The 21,515-nt window shown below is 49.1% G+C and carries 19 protein-coding genes; 15 read left to right on the forward strand and 4 right to left on the reverse strand.

Annotation, left to right across the window (positions count from 1 at the left end):
- Nucleotides 1–3 precede the first annotated feature (3 nt).
- The 15 genes from GQS10_RS12920 (at nt 4) to GQS10_RS12990 (ending at nt 15,497) form a co-directional block, all read left to right on the forward strand.
- Nucleotides 4–321 carry a cytochrome C oxidase subunit IV family protein gene (locus GQS10_RS12920; RefSeq protein WP_166242774.1) on the forward strand — a complete coding sequence of 106 codons (318 nt, stop codon included), beginning with the start codon at nt 4–6 and terminating at the stop codon, nt 319–321.
- Between the two features lie 55 nt (nt 322–376).
- The gene (gene ctaG, locus GQS10_RS12925; protein ID WP_166242776.1) at nt 377–1,297 is read left to right on the forward strand and encodes a cytochrome c oxidase assembly factor CtaG; all 921 of its coding nucleotides are present in this window, start codon (nt 377–379) and stop codon (nt 1,295–1,297) included.
- 34 nt (nt 1,298–1,331) lie between these two features.
- Nucleotides 1,332–1,790 carry a DUF420 domain-containing protein gene (locus GQS10_RS12930; RefSeq protein ID WP_166242778.1) on the forward strand — a complete coding sequence of 153 codons (459 nt, stop codon included), beginning with the start codon at nt 1,332–1,334 and terminating at the stop codon, nt 1,788–1,790.
- Between the two features lie 68 nt (nt 1,791–1,858).
- Nucleotides 1,859–2,713 carry a sensor histidine kinase gene (locus tag GQS10_RS12935; protein ID WP_166242780.1) on the forward strand — a complete coding sequence of 285 codons (855 nt, stop codon included), beginning with the start codon at nt 1,859–1,861 and terminating at the stop codon, nt 2,711–2,713.
- A complete protein-coding gene (locus GQS10_RS12940) occupies nt 2,714–3,382 on the forward strand; it encodes a response regulator (RefSeq protein ID WP_424991788.1) in 669 nt (222 codons plus the stop codon). It abuts the gene before it with no gap.
- 180 nt (nt 3,383–3,562) lie between these two features.
- Complete coding sequence (locus tag GQS10_RS12945) at nt 3,563–4,312, forward strand: hypothetical protein (RefSeq protein WP_166242784.1); 750 nt, start codon at nt 3,563–3,565, stop codon at nt 4,310–4,312.
- A gap of 31 nt (nt 4,313–4,343) precedes the next feature.
- Nucleotides 4,344–4,745 (forward strand): GntR family transcriptional regulator, encoded by a 402-nt coding sequence (locus GQS10_RS12950; protein ID WP_166242786.1) that lies wholly within the window; start codon nt 4,344–4,346, stop codon nt 4,743–4,745.
- Nucleotides 4,746–4,758: 13 nt separating this feature from the next.
- Complete coding sequence (locus tag GQS10_RS12955) at nt 4,759–5,664, forward strand: ATP-binding cassette domain-containing protein (RefSeq protein ID WP_166242788.1); 906 nt, start codon at nt 4,759–4,761, stop codon at nt 5,662–5,664.
- A complete protein-coding gene (locus tag GQS10_RS12960) occupies nt 5,651–6,556 on the forward strand; it encodes an ABC transporter ATP-binding protein (RefSeq protein ID WP_166242790.1) in 906 nt (301 codons plus the stop codon). Before GQS10_RS12955 ends, GQS10_RS12960 begins: the two co-directional genes overlap by 14 nt.
- Nucleotides 6,549–7,835, forward strand: a complete 1,287-nt coding sequence (locus GQS10_RS12965) for an ABC transporter permease (protein ID WP_166242792.1) — start codon at nt 6,549–6,551, stop codon at nt 7,833–7,835. The genes GQS10_RS12960 and GQS10_RS12965 overlap by 8 nt, the downstream gene beginning before the upstream one ends.
- A 227-nt stretch (nt 7,836–8,062) precedes the next feature.
- Nucleotides 8,063–9,577 (forward strand): malate:quinone oxidoreductase, encoded by a 1,515-nt coding sequence (locus GQS10_RS12970; protein WP_166242794.1) that lies wholly within the window; start codon nt 8,063–8,065, stop codon nt 9,575–9,577.
- Between the two features lie 317 nt (nt 9,578–9,894).
- A complete protein-coding gene (wsfD, locus tag GQS10_RS12975; RefSeq protein ID WP_166242796.1) occupies nt 9,895–11,361 on the forward strand; it encodes a glycan biosynthesis hexose transferase WsfD in 1,467 nt (488 codons plus the stop codon).
- Between the two features lie 49 nt (nt 11,362–11,410).
- Nucleotides 11,411–13,618, forward strand: coding sequence for an alpha-galactosidase (locus GQS10_RS12980; RefSeq protein WP_166242798.1), 2,208 nt, complete (start codon nt 11,411–11,413; stop codon nt 13,616–13,618).
- Nucleotides 13,619–13,741: 123 nt separating this feature from the next.
- Nucleotides 13,742–14,362 (forward strand): stalk domain-containing protein, encoded by a 621-nt coding sequence (locus tag GQS10_RS12985; RefSeq protein WP_166242800.1) that lies wholly within the window; start codon nt 13,742–13,744, stop codon nt 14,360–14,362.
- 127 nt (nt 14,363–14,489) lie between these two features.
- Nucleotides 14,490–15,497 (forward strand): copper amine oxidase N-terminal domain-containing protein, encoded by a 1,008-nt coding sequence (locus GQS10_RS12990; RefSeq protein WP_166242802.1) that lies wholly within the window; start codon nt 14,490–14,492, stop codon nt 15,495–15,497.
- Between the two features lie 43 nt (nt 15,498–15,540).
- Here the strand turns inward: GQS10_RS12990 and GQS10_RS12995 are convergent, their stop codons facing one another.
- From GQS10_RS12995 to pelF, 4 genes are read right to left on the reverse strand one after another with little or no spacing between them, the layout of a single operon-like run.
- A complete protein-coding gene (locus tag GQS10_RS12995) occupies nt 15,541–16,221 on the reverse strand; it encodes a DUF4956 domain-containing protein (protein ID WP_166242804.1) in 681 nt (226 codons plus the stop codon).
- A 24-nt stretch (nt 16,222–16,245) separates the two neighbouring features.
- Entirely contained in the window at nt 16,246–16,953 is a 708-nt protein-coding gene (locus tag GQS10_RS13000; RefSeq protein ID WP_166242806.1) for a polyphosphate polymerase domain-containing protein, read from the reverse strand.
- Nucleotides 16,950–20,090 carry an exopolysaccharide Pel transporter PelG gene (gene pelG, locus GQS10_RS13005; protein WP_166242808.1) on the reverse strand — a complete coding sequence of 1,047 codons (3,141 nt, stop codon included), beginning with the start codon at nt 20,088–20,090 and terminating at the stop codon, nt 16,950–16,952. Before pelG ends, GQS10_RS13000 begins: the two co-directional genes overlap by 4 nt.
- Complete coding sequence (pelF, locus tag GQS10_RS13010) at nt 20,090–21,514, reverse strand: GT4 family glycosyltransferase PelF (protein ID WP_166242810.1); 1,425 nt, start codon at nt 21,512–21,514, stop codon at nt 20,090–20,092. Before pelF ends, pelG begins: the two co-directional genes overlap by 1 nt.
- Nucleotide 21,515: the final 1 nt, after the last annotated feature.

The raw sequence follows: 21,515 nt of genomic DNA on the forward strand, positions 1-21,515 counted from the left end.
GCCATGCAGCATTCTCATGAGCAAGCAGGGCAATCCGGCCGTAAGCACCGTCACGAAGGGCCTCGCAACCATATCTTGTCGTTCGTGCTGTCCATCGTATTAACTGCACTCGCCTTCCTGGCAGCTGCGAATACTGAGTTCAGCAAAGGGTTCATTTACTTGTTCATTATGATTTTGGCGATTGTTCAGGTCGTCATCCAGCTTTACTTCTGGATGCACATGAAGGATCGTGGTCACCAGTTTCCGCAGCTCTTTTTATGGGCAGGCGCATTTGTCGCACTTACTGTCGTTGCAGCAGGCGTATTCTGGTTATGGTGGTAATATCAGATAGGCCGGCGAAAGCCGGCCTTCTTTTTCCGCAAAGGAGGAGTTAACGATGCCGAATATGGACGCTTTCGGCTTTGCCGCGAAATGGAGTCCGTTCCTCATGCTGTTCACTGTCGCGCTTATCGCTCTTTACCTTATTGCGGTTGGTAATAAACGCGAGGCATGGTTTCCGGGGATGAAGCCGGTTACCGGTACTCAAAAAGGGTTTTTTATCAGCGCAATGCTGTTGATGTATATTGCCTTGGGCAGCCCGATCGACTTGGCGGGTCATTTGATGTTTACTTGGCATATGGCCAGCATGTCTATCGCTTTTATGATTGCACCGTCGCTGTTACTGATGGGTATTCCGAAGGAAATGTTCATCGCTTTCGGTAAAATCCCAGGAATGAGGAAGTTACGCTTCTTCATCAAGCCGATGGTAACGCTGCTGCTGTTTAACACATTGTTTTCTCTTTACCATATGCCTGTTGTTCACGATTTTGTCATGACTAACTACGTGATCCACACTATTGTATATACAGCGCTGTTTTTGACGGCAACGATCATGTGGTGGCCGGTATTGTGCCCGATTCCGGAGTTGAATAAGCTGACCGATGTGCGTAAAATGGGATATATATTCGCAAACGGTGTTTTATTAACGCCGGCCTGCGCGCTGATCATATTCGCGAGAGAGCCGATGTACGCTACGTACACCGATCCGCAAGTCTGGGCGATCGCCATGGGCTTTTGTATGCCGGGGGATCCGGCTATGATTTTAGAGGCGCTGAAAGGGCCGAATACATTCGCTATTATGCCGGCGATCGAGGACCAGCAGCTTGGCGGCGTAATTATGAAGCTCGTTCAAGAGGTCGTGTATGGAGCTACACTGGCTTATGTTTTCTACCATTGGTACCGCCGCGAAAATCCGGCTAACAATGAAATCGATCCTCTTCCGGCGAATGCAGCGCCTGCTGCGGAAGGCTTGAAATAATCTAGGACTGGCTGTAGGAAGGTGCGGTGCAACGATGCATACGTTTTATCCGTTTATGACGACGTCTTTAATCGTAATTAGCGCGATTTTCGTCGCGATTGGCTGGCGGCAAATTATCGCGGGAAAACGAGAAGCACATCAACGAACGATGCTGTGGGGAGCTTTTTTCGCCCTTGCATTTTTCATTCTGTATTTAATCCGTACCTTGTTCTTCGGAAGCAAGCCTTTTGGGGGACCGGACGAGCTGCGGATCGTATACTTTGTGTTTCTTGTTTTTCATATTTTGCTTGCCACGACTTCGGGGGTTTTCGGGCTGATTACGCTGAGTCACGCCTTTAACAAGCGTTGGGCGAAGCATAAGCGGATTGCCAGACCTACTTCTGTGATGTGGTTTGCAACGGCGATTACAGGCGTTACCGTTTATTTATTGCTGTATATCATTTACCCGAGCGATGAAGTGCAATCGTTGTTTGATGCCATTTTCCACTTCTAAAACTCACAACCTTGTCTCCGTGCGCTTTTCGTGCGGAGACTTTTTTCTGTGATCGGAGGTTTGTTACGATGAAGCCGAATACGATTAAATGGTTAATCCTGATCATTCCGACGGTGACGATCGGGGTTTGGGAATATGTACGGCATACCCCTGCGCTGCTGCCGTACATTTCGATGGAGACCGGTAATTTATTGGCTCCGGTTATCGTGCTGGCAGTTACACTAACGCTGGTGTTGAAGCTGTTTTCGTTGTGGGAGGATATTCAGGAGCAGCTGCAGGAAGAAAGATCATTAAAAGTGAGCCTGATGGAACGCGAGAGAATGGCAAGGGAGCTGCATGACGGGGTTGCTCAGTCGCTGTTTTTGCTTTCGGTAAAGACGAATAAGCTTGAGCGGCAGCTGCATGAAGGCGAACGGGAAAAGCAGGCTGAAACGATTGCGGAATTGAAAAAAACCGTTCATCAGACCAATGAATATGTACGCCAAGCCATCGCAAGCCTAAAGCAAAAGCCGCAGCCAGACACAAAACCATGGTTTGATTCCTTGATTCGTCTCATTTACGACTATCAAGAGGAGACAAGCGTAAAGGTACATTTTTCATGGGAAGTGGATCAGCAGCTGCTTTCGGATAAGGAAAAGGTGGAGCTGTATTCTTCCATTCGTGAAGCGCTTATCAATGTGCAAAAGCATTCGGATGCGAAGCAGGTATGGATTGAGATGAATCCGGATGGGAAAGGCTGGGTTTGCCGTATTTCGGATGATGGCTCCGGCGCGAAGCCTTGGGATGCTCAATTGGCGAAGCACCCGACCTATGGCTTGCAAATTATGAAGGAGCGCTCCGAGGAGCTGGGCTGGAGCTTTCAGTTTTACCGTTCGGAAGACCCGGTAAGAACCGTCGTAGAATTTGCAGCGAAAAGGGGATGAATGATGAGATCGGCTTGTAGAATGGTTGTGATTGATGACCACCAGCATGCGCGGGAAGCCGTAAGTGATATTATATCCGCAGAGCCGGCCTTTGAGCTTGTTGCTGAAGGACGAAGCGGCTACGATGCGCTGGAGCTGGCGGAGAAGCATCTGCCTGATTTGATGCTGATGGATATTCAGATGCCGGGCATGAGCGGCCTTGAAGCGACGAAGCACTTAAAAGAGCGCTACCCGGCGATGAAAATTGTAATTATGACGGTGTCGGATGATGTGGCCGACTTATTTGAAGCAATTAAGCGGGGTGCGCAGGGTTATTTAGTGAAAAGCGTCCATTCCGAATCATGGCTTGACTACCTTCGGGCCGTTGCGGTAGATGATACTCCGATGTCGACAGAGCTTGCGATGAAGCTGCTGGCGGAGTTTACAGGAAAAGCTCGCCGGAATTCCAGAGCTGTGCCGGAAACAGCTCTTACGGAAAGAGAGATGGAGATCCTGCAGCATGTAGCAGAAGGCTTATCCAACAAAGAAACGGCGCAGGCATTATACATTACGGAGAATACGGTTAAAAACCACTTGAAAAACATATTGCAAAAGCTGCATTTGGAAAACAGGGTGCAGCTTGCCCGGTATGCGTATGAGCAAGGGCTGTTAAAGTCAAACGAAAACTAAATACAAGATTGATTTTTATGGGGGAGAACTTGGAAAGCGGGTTCTTCCTTTTTTTATGTAAAAAATGCATTGACAGTGAATCAAACTGTTTATATACTGTGTATATATAATATACAGAGTAATCACAGAGATCATAGTAAGAAAATATGGGTTGTACAATTCATCAGGAGGATGATAGTTATGCATTGGGAATCGGTTTGGCGGTTAACAAAGAAGGATTTGAAAGCAGGAGGATTGCTTGCTTTAGGGGTTATGGTATTTCTACTGATCTATGGATTGTTTAGCACGCAGAATGCCCTTGAATTTTTATCCCTGGAAGATGGAAATAGCGGCTGGAGAAAGCATTCGTCCTCCGTGATTATGGATTTTACCTTTTTATGCTTTGTCTCGGTGCTTGGAGCAGCCTTTTACAAAGATCATTTCTCTTCTTATTGGAGAACCGACATCTTTACGAAGCAGCTGCAGTTTATAAGAAGGCTTCCGATTGATCCGAAGCACATCGTACAGAGCAGGGTGCTGCAAATCTTAATCTCTACGGTTTTATGCGCTGCCTGCTTTCTGCTGCCATTTGGAGTTATAGTGGCTTTCTTTTCCGAAACACCGGTTTATGCAACGGACTTCATATTGTTCACCATATTTTGGATGAGCTACAGTATTTTTTTTGGGATGATTTACTTAATGCTAGAGCTCAGCATGTCTGGAAAAAAGTACGCAATCTTCGGTAGTCTTCTCTATGTCCCGGTTTTTATTACTGATATTGTGATGATTTTCGGGTTTAAGAAATCATTTGTGATAGAAACCTTGTTCTTCGGGCGTTCGGTTCCGGGAACGATCATGGGTAGTGGACTAGTGATCCTTGCATTAGCTTGCGCTGCAGCTGCTTATAAAAAAACGATTACCATCGTGAAAAATAGAGATTTAAGCGCATGAACAGTGCCGATAGAAAGCAGGTGACGAAGAGATGAAGATTCCGATTCAGGTATCGGCAGACAGCTCGGCGCCCATGTATCTGCAAATCGAAGAACAGCTGAGGGCACTTATCTTAAGCGGCGAATTAAAAGAAGGGACGATGCTCCCCTCGATTCGAGAGTTTGCACAAGGGGCAGGCTGCAGCGTCATTACGATTCGCAGAGTCTATCAGGATTTAGAAAACGAAGGCATTCTGCTTACCCGTCAGGGAACCGGAACGTTCGTCGCTAAGGTTGGCGATACGAACCGGGAACGATACCGCCGTGATGCTGTGATCGCAGCTTTAGTCGAAGCGATTGAAACGGGTAGAAGCCTGCAAAGCGGCATTCAAGAAATGAGAGATTGGTTTGAGGAAGCATTGAAAAAAGTGTATACGCTGGATGATGGGGAATAAGGAGGCTGGAAATATGGAAGCAATAAGTATGAGCGGGTTGGTGAAAAAGACCGGGCGTTTTCAATGGGGGCCGAGTGATTGGCATGTGCCGGAAGGGTACATTGTTACCGTTGTCGGACCAAACGGAGCGGGGAAAAGTACATTATTTCGAATGCTGATGGGGCTAACGCGTCCGGATGGCGGTAATGTTCAGCTGCTGGGTAAACGCATGGATGCGGATGAAGTAGAGCTAAAGCAGCGTATTGGCTATGTTCCGGAGGAATTCGATTATCCGAACGAGCATGAAACGGGGGAGCAGTATGCTGCTATGGTTTCGCCGTGGTATCCCAATTGGGATCACGCTTATTTTCTTCATTTGTGTGAAGAGCTCGATGTAGATCTGCAGTTAAAAGTAAAGCAAATGTCCAAAGGGACCAAACGCAAGCTGGCTTTCGCTCATGCATTGGCTCAGCTGCCCGATTTGCTGCTGCTCGACGAGCCGTCTTCAGGACTGGATCCCTTTTCGTGGCGAAAAATGATGCGGGAAATTACGCGCTTTATGGAAGGCGGAATGAACCGGACGGTTGTCATGGCTACACATATTATGGAAGAAGTTAGAAACCATGGCGATTATGTCACGTTAATAAATAATGGAAAAATTATTGGGATGCTGGAAAAGGATGAGCTTCTGGACGGCTGGAAGTCAATCTGGGTCAGCGGACCGGTTGATTCCGCCGCATTGGCTAGGCTGCCGGGTGTGGTGAATGCGGAGGAGCAGGGGAGCGGTGCGTTTTGCCTAACGAGCAGCTTTACAGAGACGGAAGCGGCGCTTCACGGAGCCGGATATACGATTACTCGTACGCAGGCTGCGGAGCTGGATCAAATTTTATGGTATCTCATGGAACGAAAGAAGGGATGTGTAAACGATGAGCGTACTTGAGGTGAACAACGTCAGTAAACGCTTCGGAGAGAAAACAGCAGTGGATCAGGTACATTTTACAGTCGGTAAAGGGGAAATTTTCGGTTTGCTCGGCGCCAATGGGGCAGGCAAAACAACTACCATGCGGATGTCGCTCGGATTAATTGCACCTGACGAGGGAGAGATCCGTTGGATGGGGAAGCCGTATCGTGAGGAGCTGCGGCGTACCATGGGGTATTTGCCGGAGGAGCGGGGCTTATATCCAAAGATTACGGTCAAGGATCAGCTGTTATATTTGGCAAAGCTGAGAGGGATGTCCGTTAAAGCAGCGGATCAAGCCCTAAAGGAATGGCTCGAGCGCTTTCAGGTTCCCGATTATTATGGGAAGAAGGTAGAGGAGCTTTCCAAGGGGAATCAGCAGAAGATTCAATTTATTGCAGCTGTCATTCATAACCCCGACATTATTATTATGGACGAAACCTTCAGCGGCCTGGACCCGGTGAACGTAGAGCTGTTGAAAGAAACGGTCAAGGAGCTGCGGGAGCAGGGGAAAACGATGCTGTTTTCCAGCCATCGGATGGATCATGTTGAGGAGCTGTGCGAAAATATTTGCATCCTGCATCGGTCTCGCATGGTACTCAAGGGCAGCTTGAAAGAAATTAAGCGTTCCTATCCGAGGGAGCGGGTTAAGCTGGTGACAGAAACGGATGTAAACGGCTTGGAGCAGGTTCCGGGCGTGCTTGAGGTGAAAAAGCATCTAAACGGGTATGAGCTTCGTATTCAGAGTGAGCAGGCTGCACAAGAGGTGCTTGCGACGGCGATGAAGATGAGCTCGATAACGAAATTTGAATTGCTGGAGCCTACACTCAACGAAATCTTTATTAAAGCGGTGGGGGGGCAGAACCATGAATAGTATGGGTACGGTCATTTGGTTTACCTTTTATCAGCGGGTGAAGACAAAATCATTCTGGATTTCGTCGATTATATTTGCACTCCTTATCGTGCTATTTTCTCATTTGCCGACAATGATTCAAAAGTTTAGCGGCGATGTTCCTCACAGGGTCGGAATCGTAGCGACGGAGTCCGTTTCTCCCCAGACGCTGCAGCGGCTCGTCGAACAGGGCAAGCAGCTTCCCGGGAAAAAGCTGGAGCTGACCCTGCTGCCCTCTCAAGGGAGCTTGGAAGCCAATGAGAAGGCTGCCGCGGATCAGATGCTCGAAAAGAAAATTGACGGTTATGTCGTGTTCGAGAAGGCTGCGCCGGAGGAAGTACTGCCGGGTATCGTATACAAATCAAAGGATTCACAGGATAATGCAGTCCGGGAGGCGCTTGTACAAACCTTCCAATCCGTACAGCAGCAGCTTGTTGCGGAAAAGCTGGGTTTGTCGGAGGGGCAGCTTGGACAGCTGTTTGCCCCTTATCGAATCGATACGGTGCAAATCGCCGAAACCGGGGGTGAGGGTAAATCGGAGTCTCAGCTGGAGATGGCCTTTATCCTTGTGTATGTGCTGTTGTTCTTGCTTTACGTAGGCGTCATTGGTTATGGAAATATTGTTGCGACCGAAATTACCGCGGAGAAAAACTCGCGTGTAATGGAGGTTCTCATTTCTACGGTTTCGCCGGTGAAGCAAATGTTCGGAAAGATTATCGGCGTCTGTCTTGTCGGACTGCTGCAGGTGCTGCTCTTTGTCGGCTTTGCGATCGCTAATGTGTACGTGAGCGGCAACAGCGATTTACTGAGCATGCTGCGGTTTGGGGAAGGTGGCTTGGAGCCATTCTTGCTGGTGGCCTTCGTCGTTTTCTATGTGTTAGGCTACTTGATCTACGCGACGATTTTTGCCGCTGTAGGCTCCTTAGTAAGCAGAACCGAAGAGGTTGGCCAGGCTATTATGCCGGTGACAATGCTGATTGTAGCTGCCTTTGTCATTGCCATGATAGGGCTTAACAAGCCGACGGCACCGTTTGTGGTGATTTTATCCTTTGTGCCGTTTTTCTCTCCACTGCTTATGTTTGAAAGAATCGGGATGAGCAGCCCAGCTGCATGGGAAATTGCTTTGTCTATTGGGATCTTGATTGTTTCGATTATTTTGCTGGGCTGGCTGGCAGCGAAAATTTACCGCGCCGGCGTGTTGATGTACGGGAAGCGTCCGTCCTGGAAAGAGCTGTGGAAGGCAATGCGTTCGTATAGTTAGGATTCGGTAAGGTACCCTTGATGCTCGCCCTGAAAGGTTGGCGAATCAAGGGTTTTCTTTTTGCTGGGTAAATCAAGGCTTTTCTTATCCGAAACGCTTCATGTTTTACCAGCTTTTTAATACCTTATAAATAACATAAAGTAGTAAATAAATATTTTAATCTATTAATAATAGTGATACACTATGATAAGGTTAAATTGAAAACGTAAGGTATAAGGACGGTAAAAATGAGCATTAGACAAACGAAAACAGACGTTATCTTAATTGGTGCCGGAATCATGAGCGCAACTTTGGGGTCACTGCTGAAAGAATTAGTACCGGACTGGGAAATCAAAGTGTTTGAGAGACGCGCCACTGCTGGAGAAGAAAGCTCTAACGAATGGAATAACGCCGGGACGGGGCATGCTTCACTGTGCGAGCTTAACTACACTGTTGAGAAGTCGGACGGTTCTATAGATATTAGCAAAGCGATCAAAGTGAATGAAGAGTATCAGGTTTCGAAGCAGTTTTGGTCTTATCTTGTCAAAAGCAAACTGATCCGAAATCCGCAGGATTTTATCATGCCGGTGCCTCACATGAGTTTTGTGCAAGGGGAACAGGATGTAACATTTTTAAGAAAACGCTTTGAAGCGATGTCCAAAAATCCTCTGTTTCAAGGGATGGAATTTTCCGATAACCCCGAAACACTGAAGGAATGGATCCCGCTAATGATGAAGGACCGGACATTCGATAAACCGATCGCGGCGACAAGAATCGAATCGGGTACGGATGTCAATTTCGGGTCGTTAACCCGTTTATTGTTTAACCACTTAAAGACAAAGAATGTTGATATCCAGTTCAACCGTAACGTTGACGATATTAAACGTACGAGCGACGGTTTGTGGGATTTGAAGATTCGAAACGTCGATAGCGGAACCGTTGAACGCCATACCGCAAAATTTGTGTTTATCGGCGGCGGCGGCGGAAGCTTGCATCTCTTGCAAAAGTCCGGTATCTCCGAAGGCAAAGGAATCGGAGGATTTCCGGTAAGCGGGCTGTTCATGGTGTGTCAAAACCCGGAGGTTGTGGCGCAGCATCATGCCAAAGTATACGGCAAGGCATCAGTTGGCGCTCCGCCTATGTCCGTTCCGCATCTTGATACACGCTTCATCGATAACAAGCAATCGCTGCTGTTCGGACCGTTTGCCGGCTTCACACCGAAATTCTTGAAATTCGGCTCCATGTTTGATTTGATCACGTCCGTAAAGCCGCACAATCTAATTACGATGCTGGCGGCAGGCGTGAAGAACATGTCGTTGACAACGTACTTGATTAAGCAAGTGATGTTATCAAAAGAACAGCGCATGGAAGAACTGCGGCAATTTGTTCCGAACGCGAAAAGTGAGGACTGGGATCTTCTGGTCGCTGGCCAGCGTGTACAGATTATTAAAGATACTGCGGCCGGTAAAGGAACGCTGCAATTTGGTACGGAGGTTATTAGTGCAGCGGATGGCTCGATCGCTGCTTTGCTTGGTGCTTCTCCGGGTGCTTCGACGGCCGTATCCGTTATGCTTGAGGTAATCAACAGATGCTTCCCGCAGCACATTAAAGCGTGGGAGCCGAAAATTAAAGAAATGATTCCTTCGTATGGCATTTCCTTAATGAAAAACCCGGATTTGGTCCAAGATCTTCATACGTCGACTTCAGAGACGCTTGGGTTAATCGACTCGGACATTACGAACCGTAACAACCAAATTATTTGATTAGTTATTATCACCTATTTTCTAATTTGTACGCAATTGAAAGAAAGCGATGGAGCCGATCCATCGCTTTTTTTTATGAACAAGACCCTTGACTCCCCTGTGGCGAGTGAGGGTCATTTTTATTGTGTGGATTATCTTCGTTTAAGGCGCTTTCGCATACCCCTATACCGTATTTAAAGTTCCTTGTTTACAAACTTTTATAACTGGATAAAAAGGGATGTGGAGGTGAAAGGAGGAATTAATCTCGTTAATAAAGTATAATATGGATGATGCTGTAAAAATAGTAAGAGAAATAGATGTAGGTTTGGGAGGTTATGATGACGAGACTGAAACGAAACCAGATTGAACTCATTGCCGTTTGTTTGTTTGCGACCATCGTTCTCTATACTTTGTTTGTCCGTTCGCTTGGGATGGCGGACAATGGGGATTTCGGAAGGCTGATGGCTGAAATTCACCTTTCCTACCCGTCCCATGTGGCGGATCAGCATAAGTTTTTCGGATATTTTCTTCAATCGTACCCCTATGAGCACAACAAAGCGTATTGGGGAGAGGAAAAGGAAACCTACCTTTCTACGCAGCTTGTTTTTCTGAAAATAGCTTCCGTGTTAAATAAGCTATTCATTTCGGAAAGCTATTTCTATGTACCGGCGCTCGGTATGATTCATGCTGTGCTGTTAACCGCAGCGATCCTGCTGCTTCTGCTTGCTGCGAAAACGGAGAGCATTCCGCAGCGGATCGGCTATGCCTGTCTAATCATCCTGCTTTTCTCCGATACGGCGTATATTACATTTCTCAACTCCTTATATAGTGAAGCCTCGCTCTATATTAGTTACTTCTTTCTGCTGGCGGCGAGCCTGTACTGTCTGCGGCAAAACAATCCTAGCCCGATCAGCATGGTCTTATTTACGCTGGCGGCATTTCTGTTTATGTTTGCAAAGGTGCAGAACTGCTTTGCCGGCGTGCTGATCGGTTTGTTTTTCGCCACGTTTTTATTTCGCACAAGGCCATCCTGGAAAAAGGGTCTCGTTGTTTTCCTAAGTGTTTCACTGCTCGCCGGCTCGCTGCTGCTTTATATCAGTCACCCGAAGGGGCTGAACGATGTTACTACGTACGACAGCTTTTTTTACGGGATACTCAAGGATTCCCCGCATCCGGACAAGGATATGGCTTTTTTCGATATTGATCCTTCTTATCGCGCTCTAGCCGGAACAACTTACTATATGGATAAAAATGTCGATATCCGTTCGGACAAGTTCCGTGCAGACGTATACGACCGGATCAGCCATATGAAGATTGTTCACTATTACGTGCTGCATCCGCAGCGTCTGCTGCAAAAGCTGGATGCGGCGGCCGTTCAGGCGAATGTGGTACGCGAACCGGCTATCGGCAACTACACGAGAGCGAGTCTCATGCCCGAGCAGTCCAAAAGCGAGCTGTTTACGGCTTGGTCTCGATTAAAGCCGATGCTTCTACCGGACCGGTTTGCTGGTATAATGGTTTATTTTATTCTCTACAGTATTTTGCTGGCGCTGATATTCTTTACCTCGAAGGAACGGAGCACGAAATATGTAATGGGTTGGTTTTTTGTGCTTGGCTTAATTGCCTTGGCATCGTTCGGCATTACTGTCGTAGCAGAGGGAGAAAATGATTTAATTAAGCATTTGTTCGGCTTCCATATTGTTTGGGATAGCACTTTGCTTATTTTCATATACTGCTTGATCCGCATAACGGTTCATTGGACGCAGGTTTTACGACTGAAGAGAACGGCTGCAGCAGGCCAATGAGAATGATGAGGGCTTGAAGTGGAGTAAATGCCGATTAGGGGGAACGTTGATGGCCATTTATTTTGACGAGAACGCGCAGCGGTTTCATCTTCAATCCAAACAGACGAGCTACATGCTCCAGATCATAAAAGGGTTTGTCACTCATCTGTATTGGGGGCGGCGGCTTGCCGAAAATACGTGTCGCTTTCCGCGCCCGATTCGCTTCGGGGACCGGGCCTTCTCGCCGAACCCGGCTGGAGAGGGAAACGAATTTTCGCTGGACACGCTTCCGCAAGAATATCCGGCATACGGGACAACGGATTTCCGCGTGCCCGCGTATGAGCTCCAAGCGGAAAACGGATCGACGATCACGAAGTTTATCTATACTTCACATCGGATCGTCCAAGGAAAGCCGAAGCTCGATGAGCTGCCGGCGACTTATGTGGAAAGCGACGGGGAAGCGTCGACGCTGGAGCTTACGCTGGTGGATCAGCTGCTTCATGTGAAGCTGATCCTCACGTATACGGTGTTCGAGGAGCTCGATGCGATTACGCGCTCCGTACGCTTTATTAATGAGGGGCCGCAGCAGGTAAGGCTTCTGCGGGCGCTAAGTATGAGCGTCGACTTCGCCGACGCTCAGTTCGAGCTGCTGCAGCTGTCCGGCTCTTGGGCCAATGAACGGAATGTAATTCGCCGGCCACTCGTTCAAGGGCTGCAAGCAGTGGAAAGTCGCAGGGGAGCGAGCAGCCATCAGCATAATCCGTTTATCGCTCTGCTGCGTAAGGGTGCGGATGAGGACAACGGGGAGGTGTACGGGCTAAGTCTCGTATACAGCGGAAATTTTCTTGCACAGGTCGAGGTGGATCAATACTGCTCAGCACGGGTTTCGCTTGGAATTAATCCGTTTGACTTTTCATGGCTGCTTCTGCCCGGTGAAGCATTCCAAGCGCCGGAGAGCGTGATGGTGTTTAGCTCCCAAGGGCTGGGCGGGATGTCGAGGATTTATCACAGGCTGTATCGAACCCGGCTGTGCCGCGGCGTGTTTCGGGATCAGCCCCGGCCGGTGCTGATTAACAACTGGGAAGCGACGTATTTTCATTTTAACGCCGAGAAAATCGTGCAAATCGCCCGGAAGGGGGAGGAGCTCGGCATCGAGCTGTTTGTATTGGATGACGGTTGGTTTGGCCGGCGGGATCATGACCGCTCTTCGCTCGGCGATTGGTTCGTTGACCGGAAGAAGCTGCCGAACGGCTTAGCGGATGTAGTGAATCGGGTTACGGCGAGCGGAATGCAGTTCGGGCTGTGGTTTGAGCCGGAGATGGTATCGCCGGACAGCGAGCTGTACCGCAAGCATCCGGATTGGTGCCTGCATGTCCCGGGGAGGGAACGGTCAACGGGCCGCAACCAGCTTGTGCTCGATTTTTCGCGCCCGGAGGTAGGAGATGCAGTCGTGCAGATGGTATCCGATATTTTATCGAGTGCGCCGATTACCTATGTCAAATGGGATATGAACCGCCATATGACGGAAATCGGTTCGGCGGCGCTCCCTCCGGAGCGTCAGCGTGAAACCGCGCATCGTTATATGCTGGGACTGTACCGGGTGCTGGAGCAAATGACGAGCCGCTTTCCGCATATTTTGTTCGAAAGCTGCTCCGGCGGAGGAGGGCGGTTTGACCCCGGAATGCTGTATTACATGCCGCAAACGTGGACCAGCGATAACACCGATGCGGTCAGCCGTTTGAAAATCCAATACGGCACAAGCCTGGTATACCCGATCAGCACGATGGGCGCGCATGTGTCGGCGGTGCCGAACCACCAGGTGCACCGCAGCACCTCGTTAACGATGCGCGGCAGCGTAGCGCTGTCCGGCAATTTCGGCTTCGAGCTCGATCCTGCTGCGTTCACCGAGGAAGAGGAGAAGCTGGTGCGAGCCCAGGTTGCGTTTTATAAAGAAGTGAGGGGGCTGGTTCAGTTCGGCACCTTCTACAGGCTGCTGAGCCCGTTTGAAGGCAATGAGACCGCGTGGATGTTTGTTTCCGACGATCAAAGCGAAGCGATGGTCGCGTATTTTCGGGTGCTTGCGCAGCCGAATCCGCCGTTTACATCGCTGCGGCTGAAAGGCCTACATGCGGAATACGCGTATAGCGTCAAGGAGGCTGACGGGGCCGAAGAGGTATACAGCGGCGATGCGCTGCTGTATGCGGGGCTGAATGTACCCGTACTAAAAGGTGATTTTCAAAGCGTGGTCTGGAGGCTCAAGCTAGTCGAAAAGGGCTAAGAGTCGTGTCGATGCGATTAGGAGGATGTTCCTGTAATTTTAGGATGAACGTACCTTTTATTCCATGAGGTAATCATTAACAATAGAAAATGTTGCTTATTACTGACACGGGAGGTAGTTTACATGAAAAAGCGCATGATCTTATTGTTCGGTCTTATCGTTTGTTTATTGGTTCCAACAACGGTCTGGGCAGCGGCTAGCTCGCAAATTACAGCGCTGCTGGCACCGCATTTTAAGCTGGTCCTCAACGGAAGGGTCTTGGATACTTCTACGGATACGCCAATCGTATATAACGATAAATCTTATGTGCCGCTGCGGCTGGTGAGTGAGGCGCTGGGCTATGAGGTCAAGTGGGATGGCGAGAACAGCGCGATTCATTTCTCAGTGCCGGAGGAGGATTACCCTCTGATCAAGAATGATGCGGTGCAAGTTCATTCCATGGAGCCGAATTATGATCTGACTAGTTCGTTGACCAAAGACAGTTATTTGGGCGGCATTAATTTGGATATTGCCTACACCATTACTGAGGATCAAGAACGTCGTCCAGTTATAGTCATGGAGGTAGTGAATAAGGATCGTACAGTGTTAAGCTCCGAAACGGAGCTCCTCAATGCGAAGGCGGGGACGTATAGCGGCTTTATTCATGCAGATAAATTCCGGCTGCCATACGATGTAGAGACGGAGCGGGAAGAGATTATCAAGATGATGACGGAAGATTATTATTATCGGATTACCGTGAAGTAAATGGTTGGCCCCTAATCGTAAAAGATTGGGGGCATTTTTTTGTGCAAACGCTGGCTGAACGGGGGTAAATATGGTACTTTAAAATTATACGAAAAATGTCGAAATATGTCTGATAGAGGTTGATATAATGAAGAAAATCGTCCGTTGGTTCAGCATTGCTCCTGCTGCGGCTATGCTGCTGGTCGGCGCGGCTTCTGCGGGTCCGTCCGTTGGGGCAATGCTGCCCTCCGAGAGTCTATATTTCTACGCGATAGAAGGCAGTGCCGATGGCGGGCCGATTGCGGCCGAGCTGAAGGGGGCGGATCGGTTCGAGGCGGCATGGCAGCTGCATGTGGAAGACCCGACGCAGCTTTATTTTTCATCCGACAGTACGGCTTACTACCGTTCGGAGGGAATGTGGCATGCCGTGCTGCCTTCAGGGGACCGAATTTCTGCTGTGGATCGCTCCAATGGTACGGCCTACGAGGGAAGCTTAAAGCAGCGCCTGCTTGCGGAGGATTCAGCAGTGAGCTTAAGCAGCAGCGGCGGCAGCGAATTGTTGTGGACGTACCGGCTGCCTGAGCCCAAACGCATCGACAAGGCAACGCTGCAGTCGGACGAGCTGGGCAATACCTATTTTCAGGATGAACAGGGCTATTGGTATTCCCTGAATGCGGAGGGAAGAGAGCGTTACATCCTGGAGTGGCGGCAGAAAGGTGTTAAGGCGCTGTGTAAGGCAGCGCCGTCGGGTGACTCGGTGTGCGCTTCCAGTTCGTTCGGTATCCTTGGTATACGGGAACAAAATAACGCTCCCCGCATCATGGTTGATGGCAGAGAGCGCTTTTTTCCACAGAAGGCGCAGATTCAGGATGGCTCAACGTTTGTCCCTATGCGGGCGTTATTCGAGGCATTGGGGGCCAAGGTGGAATGGGATGCTGCAACCCGCACAGTAGAAGCGGAAAAGCAGGGAAGAAGCGTACGCTTGACGATCGACAGCCTGGAAGCGGAAATAGATGGCGAGAGCACAGCCTTACGGCAAGCGCCGTACTTGAGTGAAGGAGTAACCTACATACCGCTTCGTTTGGCCGGTGAGGCGCTCGGGGCCGCTGTCGTTTGGGAGCAGCATACCCGTACGATCCAGATTGCTTTACCGTAACACGCAGCGCTTGCCCTGAGGCCTCATCTCATCGATTCCCCGTTTACTGTGCATAATCCCCTGTGTAATTAATCAAGGAAACATCCTCGACGCCTTCGATTTGCGACAGCTCCGTTACAAAAGCGGTGTTGTCGTCTCGGAGGCGCATTTCCAAGGTGAGCTCGGTATAGTTTTTACGTACTGTTTTCGATTTCAACGTGTACTTGAGCTTATTTAAGCTCGTTTTTACCGGGATCAACGCTTCCTCCGTGTGGCGGATGATCAGCAAATACGGCTGCTCGCGCACCTTTTTTCGGGAAAGCCAAAGCAGGGTTAACCCGATGGCGAGGGAGCCGATGAGGGCTACGGGATACAGCTTGGCGCCGGTTGCAATGCCGGCTGCTACCGCCCAAAACATATGAATGATATCAAGAGGGTCCTTCACGGCAGTTCGGAAGCGCACAATACTTAACGCTCCAACCATGCCTAAGGAAAGTACGATGTTAGTACTGATTGTCATGATGATCATTGAAGTAATGATGGTCATTAGAACGAAGGTCACATTGTAATTGTAGCTGTATACGACACCGCGAAACGTATGGCGGTAAATATAAAAGATAAACATGCCGATCGCAAACGAAGCGATTAGAGCGAAAAACAAGTCCACATAAGAGACGCTGCGAAACGCTTCCAGATTGAGGATGCTTTTTTTGAACATGTCTTGAAATCTAAGCGTATCGCTCATATCCTTGATTCCTCCTCCAATAGTTTAAGCTTTAAAATGACGAATGCAGACTTCGCGGCAAATCACATATTTAGATATCGCGGAACGGTTAGCTGCGGTGGGAAGTGCTAACTTCCGGATTACATCCGGCAAAAATTCGTTGAATTTAATCTCTAGAATCATCCGGGGCTGATCCAAAGCTTCGATGAGCACTAAAGCCGGATCAAAGAGATCAAACGTATTAACACCCGCCGAAAGCTTTTTATCGAACGTAATTCGGACATCGCCAGGCTCGTACACGTAAGCCTCCCGTACGTAATCGACAATCGCTGCCGGGCGATAGCCGCGCTGCAGGGCGCGATAGAAGTCCTGAAGGAGCGGGATGCCCGCTTCCTTCAGGCAGCCGCTGTCGCCTTGCAGCAGGCGATCGTACGTTTCGCGGGTTAAGGAAGCGGCTTCTTTGCTTACGTAATCGCCGTATTTGCTTTTCCGCTCCAGCTTAATGACTCGGTCGCTCCCGTTGTAGATTCGAATCCGGTATTTTTCCCTTGAAAAAATACCGTTCGTTTTATCGTAAAGGGCATGATCATGCGGCCCGTCAAAATAGAGGCTGCGAATCCCGTATCCTTCCCGGTTCTGCGAATTTCCGTCCAGCCGGAGCAGCAGCGAAAGCTGCTGACGAAGCGTAATATACTCGTGCGGATGGATGTAGTATTTTTGCTCATGCCTTAATTTTCGGCCTAAGAATTTCATTCCACCCTCACTTCCCGAACCCCGTAATAAGGTGTTCCTTCCGTATCCTCAAACATATCAAACGAGATTTGCGTATTTTGCTTGGAATCCTTCGCGATGACCTTCCAATAATACGTTCCCTTTGGCAGATCGGAAATCGTCATCCGCGTTTCCTTCAACTCTGCTTGCTTAACGATTCTCGTAAAGGCTGGGTCGTAGGCCAGGACCCACTGGTACGTTAAGTCGTCTCCCTGCAGATCGAAGGAAGGATCCCATGTGAATTGAACCGCTCCTTGCTGCTCCAAATTAAGGTCATCCAAATAAAAAGGCTTTGGCTTCTCCAGGTCTTCGTTAAACCGCTGAATCGAGCGGAAGGGGACTCCCGCAATCTTTTCGTATTCCTGCTGAAGCTGATCCTTACGGATCGTTAGGAAATTCAAATCCGGCGTCTTATTCAGAAACGGCTCAACGACTGGCCGGTATAACGTGGTTAATCGGTTTTCGACAGCCTGGTTATTAATGACCGTGTACAGCTCGTCGATTTTGTTTTTGAGCAGCTCTACATGTTCCGTTTTACGGAAAAATCGGTTATGAAGCTTATTGCCCCAATAGTTGCTGATTCCGCTGGCATAATCGCTGATCGAACGAAGCCCCCGCTGCAGCTCCCATCCACCGTCATAATCCCATGGAAGGAAGTACCATTTATCGGAATTGAGCGGCGAATAGAGGATATAGTTTTGGGCGTCGGTGTCCATGTTGTCCATTAAGATATTAACAGCCAGCCAGGTTAAATAATTGTCCAAGTCAAAATGCTTTTCAAACACTTCTTCAATAGGCATGGCCATATTGTTGACATCGTTAAGCATCGCAATCAGCTTGCTGTGATCGTCACTGCCCTGGATTTCCAGGCGCTCCTCGAATTTCACTTTACTGTATTCCGGGTCGGAAGCAAGCTTGATCGATTCCGGATAAGTGAAAAATTCAAACATGATCGCTTTATACAGCTGTCCGTTCGGATCGAGCCAATGATTTTTCAAGAACATTTCATTCGGGTTTTCGATATGCGTGTACAAGCCGTAATCTTCATAAGGCGCATTGTTGCCTCCTCCGGAGGACAAATCCTTCACGTACAGGTGGACAAACTGTGTCCGCAGACTCGCCATATTCGGCAGAGTCTCCATAATATCGAAGCTCAGCTTGTTGCGAAGCCGGCTCGGGTCATACGGATGCTTGTTTAGGTTCAGCACACGCTGGTCCCTCCACAGACCTGCCTGATTGTTCAAGCGGATCTTATAGGAGCGCTGCGAAGCATAGCGTGCCGTGTTGCCGCGAAGGCTGATCTTCGCGTTGGCTTCCGTGGTTCCGTAGCCGAATGAACCCGAGGCAGGGCCGGAGCCGTCAGAGCCGCCTTCTTGCACCAGCGCCTTTAAATTGCCTTCTTCCATCCGGCTGGAGATCCGGTTAAGCTCATACCAAGTGAGCGGCTTGCCCTGTTCCGGCTGGTCAGGGAAGATAGTTATATATAAAGGAATAACCGAGCTATCATCATCCCGCTCGTATAGTCTTTTATCTTCAACTAGGCCGTTCGCCGGTGTTTGAACGACAATCGAGTCGGCCTTCACTGTATCTTGTCCGGCTGAAGGAGCTTCGCTGGCCGAATCAGCTGTGCAGCCGGTGAGCATAAGACTTGTGGAAATCAACAGGGTCAGCGTCAGTGTTGCGGTGCGCTTCCCATACTTCCAGATCTTCCAGCGTTCCCAGAGCGGCTTTCTTGGTTTCATGGCAATCGGCTGGTTGCAGAAGGTGTAATAGTCAATCTTATTAATGTAAATAAACAGACGTGTTAGAGAGGCGACTAGCACGAGGAACGAGGCGATAAACATGCCTAACCCGTGGAAGCCGATCTCCATCGTCCAATAGCTGAACGCTGCATTCAAAAGCACGAACAGGCCGCTAATCGCAAGAACCCCCTTCCGATCGTCGAAGTAAAGCATAATAAGCATCAGCACGAATGCGATAATAAACAAATAATAGCCGAGCACCAAAATCGTAAAGGTATCGAGTTGCTGCATGGAAAACCCGAGGATCGGAAGAAGCTTGAATCCAAGGGCGATAGAGAGAACCGTAAACAGCAGCTGCACCTCCATCATGTAGCTCACCTCATGAACAAGGGAACGCTGCATCGCTTTTCGAGCCGTCGCGATATCGATCCAGGTGCCTCCATTGTTTATCAGGGAGTAATAATCCCGGTACTTCTCATAGAACGACGTTTCCACCGATACGACAAAAGTTACTAATGTCGGAATGACGGTTAAATAAGCGTAGAACACCGGCGTATCATAAAACGGTGAGATCGCAAATTTATCTGCAACACGAATCCCTTCGCTTCCCATCCAATACACAAAACTGTGAATGTATACGCCGGAGTAGAAAAACGTGCCGATGAAAAATAACGCAGGGTATTTTTTGAAATACGATAAAAATTGAAACGAAATCCGGCTGTCTCTGGACGGAAAGACCGTTTCAAAATAACGGGCGCTCAACAGCAGCACGACAAAAAAGCCAAGATCGATCATCGCTAGTGCCGCCGTTACCTCCTCCATGTCGGTGTATTGAATCATAAACCATGCCCCGATCAGAGCGATAGATACCCCGATGAAGAACCCGCGAACAATCCGTGTGTAATCCTTCAGAGCGGATAAATATACCGATTGAACCCAAAGGATTGTCAGCTCCGAGAAAAAAATATATGCGGTTACTTTATAACCGAAGGAGGCGGGGAGATCACGTAAAAATAACCACGCCCCTATAGAGCCGACCGGAAGTGCAACCGCTATGGCTCCATACAGTGAAGAGAGCAGATGCTCATATTTTTTGAGAAACAGCATGTCCGCGAGAAACCGGTTGAGCAGCATGGACAGTCCGCCGGTCAGCAGCACGGAGAAGATGAAGCAGTAGACCGTAGTGGCCAAGAATAGCTCCCGCTGCAAAAAAGGTGTGTCGGAGATCTGCATCATCCACTGCATCGTGAGCATCATGAGTACACAGAGGATCATGGGCCCGACGGTCGTAATGGAGGAAAAGGCGTAGGCTTTCACAAGGCTTAGGAGTCCTTGCTCCCGGAACAGCTTCTTCAGTTCAAATCCGACGCCGGCCATTAGTTCACCTCCTGGTACGATGCATATAGGCTTCGATAGCTCTCGATAAACTTCTCGCGGGTATACCACTGGCGGGCGCGCTGCAGGGCGTTGCGGCCCATGTCTTCCCGCTGCCTGCGGTTTTTGGCAAGACTCACAATCGCGGCTGCCATTTGATCGTAATGCATGACAGGCACGGTCATGCCCGCGGGCCCGATGCCGTCGTCATTTCCGTAAAGAAGCTCGCGGCAGCTTCCGACGTCGGTCGTAATACACGGCTTGGCGCAGGCCATCGCCTCCAGGACGGCAAGCGGCATCCCTTCGCTGACGCTGGACAGCAAAATCATATCCATCCGGGCCAAATATTCTTTGATTTTTACCTCTCCGGTAAAAATAACGTCTCGTACCTGCAGGGTTTCGACCAGCTGTGTGCATTCTTGGTAGTATTCTTCGTCTTCGCCCGTAGGGCCCATAATATACAGCTCCGCCTCGGGAACCTCGTGTTTTACCAAGGCAAAGCTTTGGATCATCGTTTTGATATCCTTAATCGGCACTACACGTACAATCGCGCCAATTTGCAGCTTGGCATCCTCGCTTTTTGCAGGAGCCTCGGAGATTTCCCGATAATCGTCCACGCTTACCCCATTCGGGATGATGTCGATTTTCTCAGGCGGGCAGCCGAGTTCAATTTCGATTTCCTTGTTTCGGTTAAATAACGTAATGACCTGGTCTGCGTAATCGTAAGCACATTCGGAAAGCCGGTAAAAGTACTCAATCCAAAGATCCTTATAATACCCTTTGACCCATTCCGCTTTAATAATTTCTTCTTCTCTCTCCCGGGAGTAGATGCCATGCTCTGTCAAAAGGAATGGCTTGTTGTACAAATATTTCGCGTGAGCGGCAATGACTCCGGCGTAACCCGTAGATACGCTGTGATAAAGGTCGGCCTGCGGGATTTCGGTACGGATAATCATTAAGAGCGGCAAAATCATCGAACGAACGGTCCAAAACATTTCGGTAAAAGGGACGTGGGAATAGTTCGTTTCCGTCAAATCCGTTAAGATGTCGAAATAGTCCTTGCTCATCAGGAAATCGGCGGCCGTTCGGAATTTATCGGAACGAAGCAGCTGAAAGATTTTATCCCAGTGCACGTTGGATTTACCGCCTAGCAGAGACCGGAACGCATTTTGCTGCTCCTCGCTTAACCGGAACCGGATTCCCGGAGAACCGTTTTCCTGCAGGTAGGCGTCCAGAAACGTTTCCTTTACCTCAACGACATTGGAAGGGAGCGTATACTTAAATTTTCCGCGCTGCTTTTCCTGCGCGCCGATCGCGAAAATTACAAATTCATGTTCCGGCATTTGGGTAATTAACGTATGGATCCAGCTGGATACCCCGCCGGTAATATAAGGGTAGGAGCCTTCCGCGACAATGCAGATTCTCATC

Source organism: Paenibacillus turpanensis, from assembly GCF_011421635.1.
GTDB lineage: Bacteria > Bacillota > Bacilli > Paenibacillales > YIM-B00363 > Paenibacillus_AK > Paenibacillus_AK turpanensis.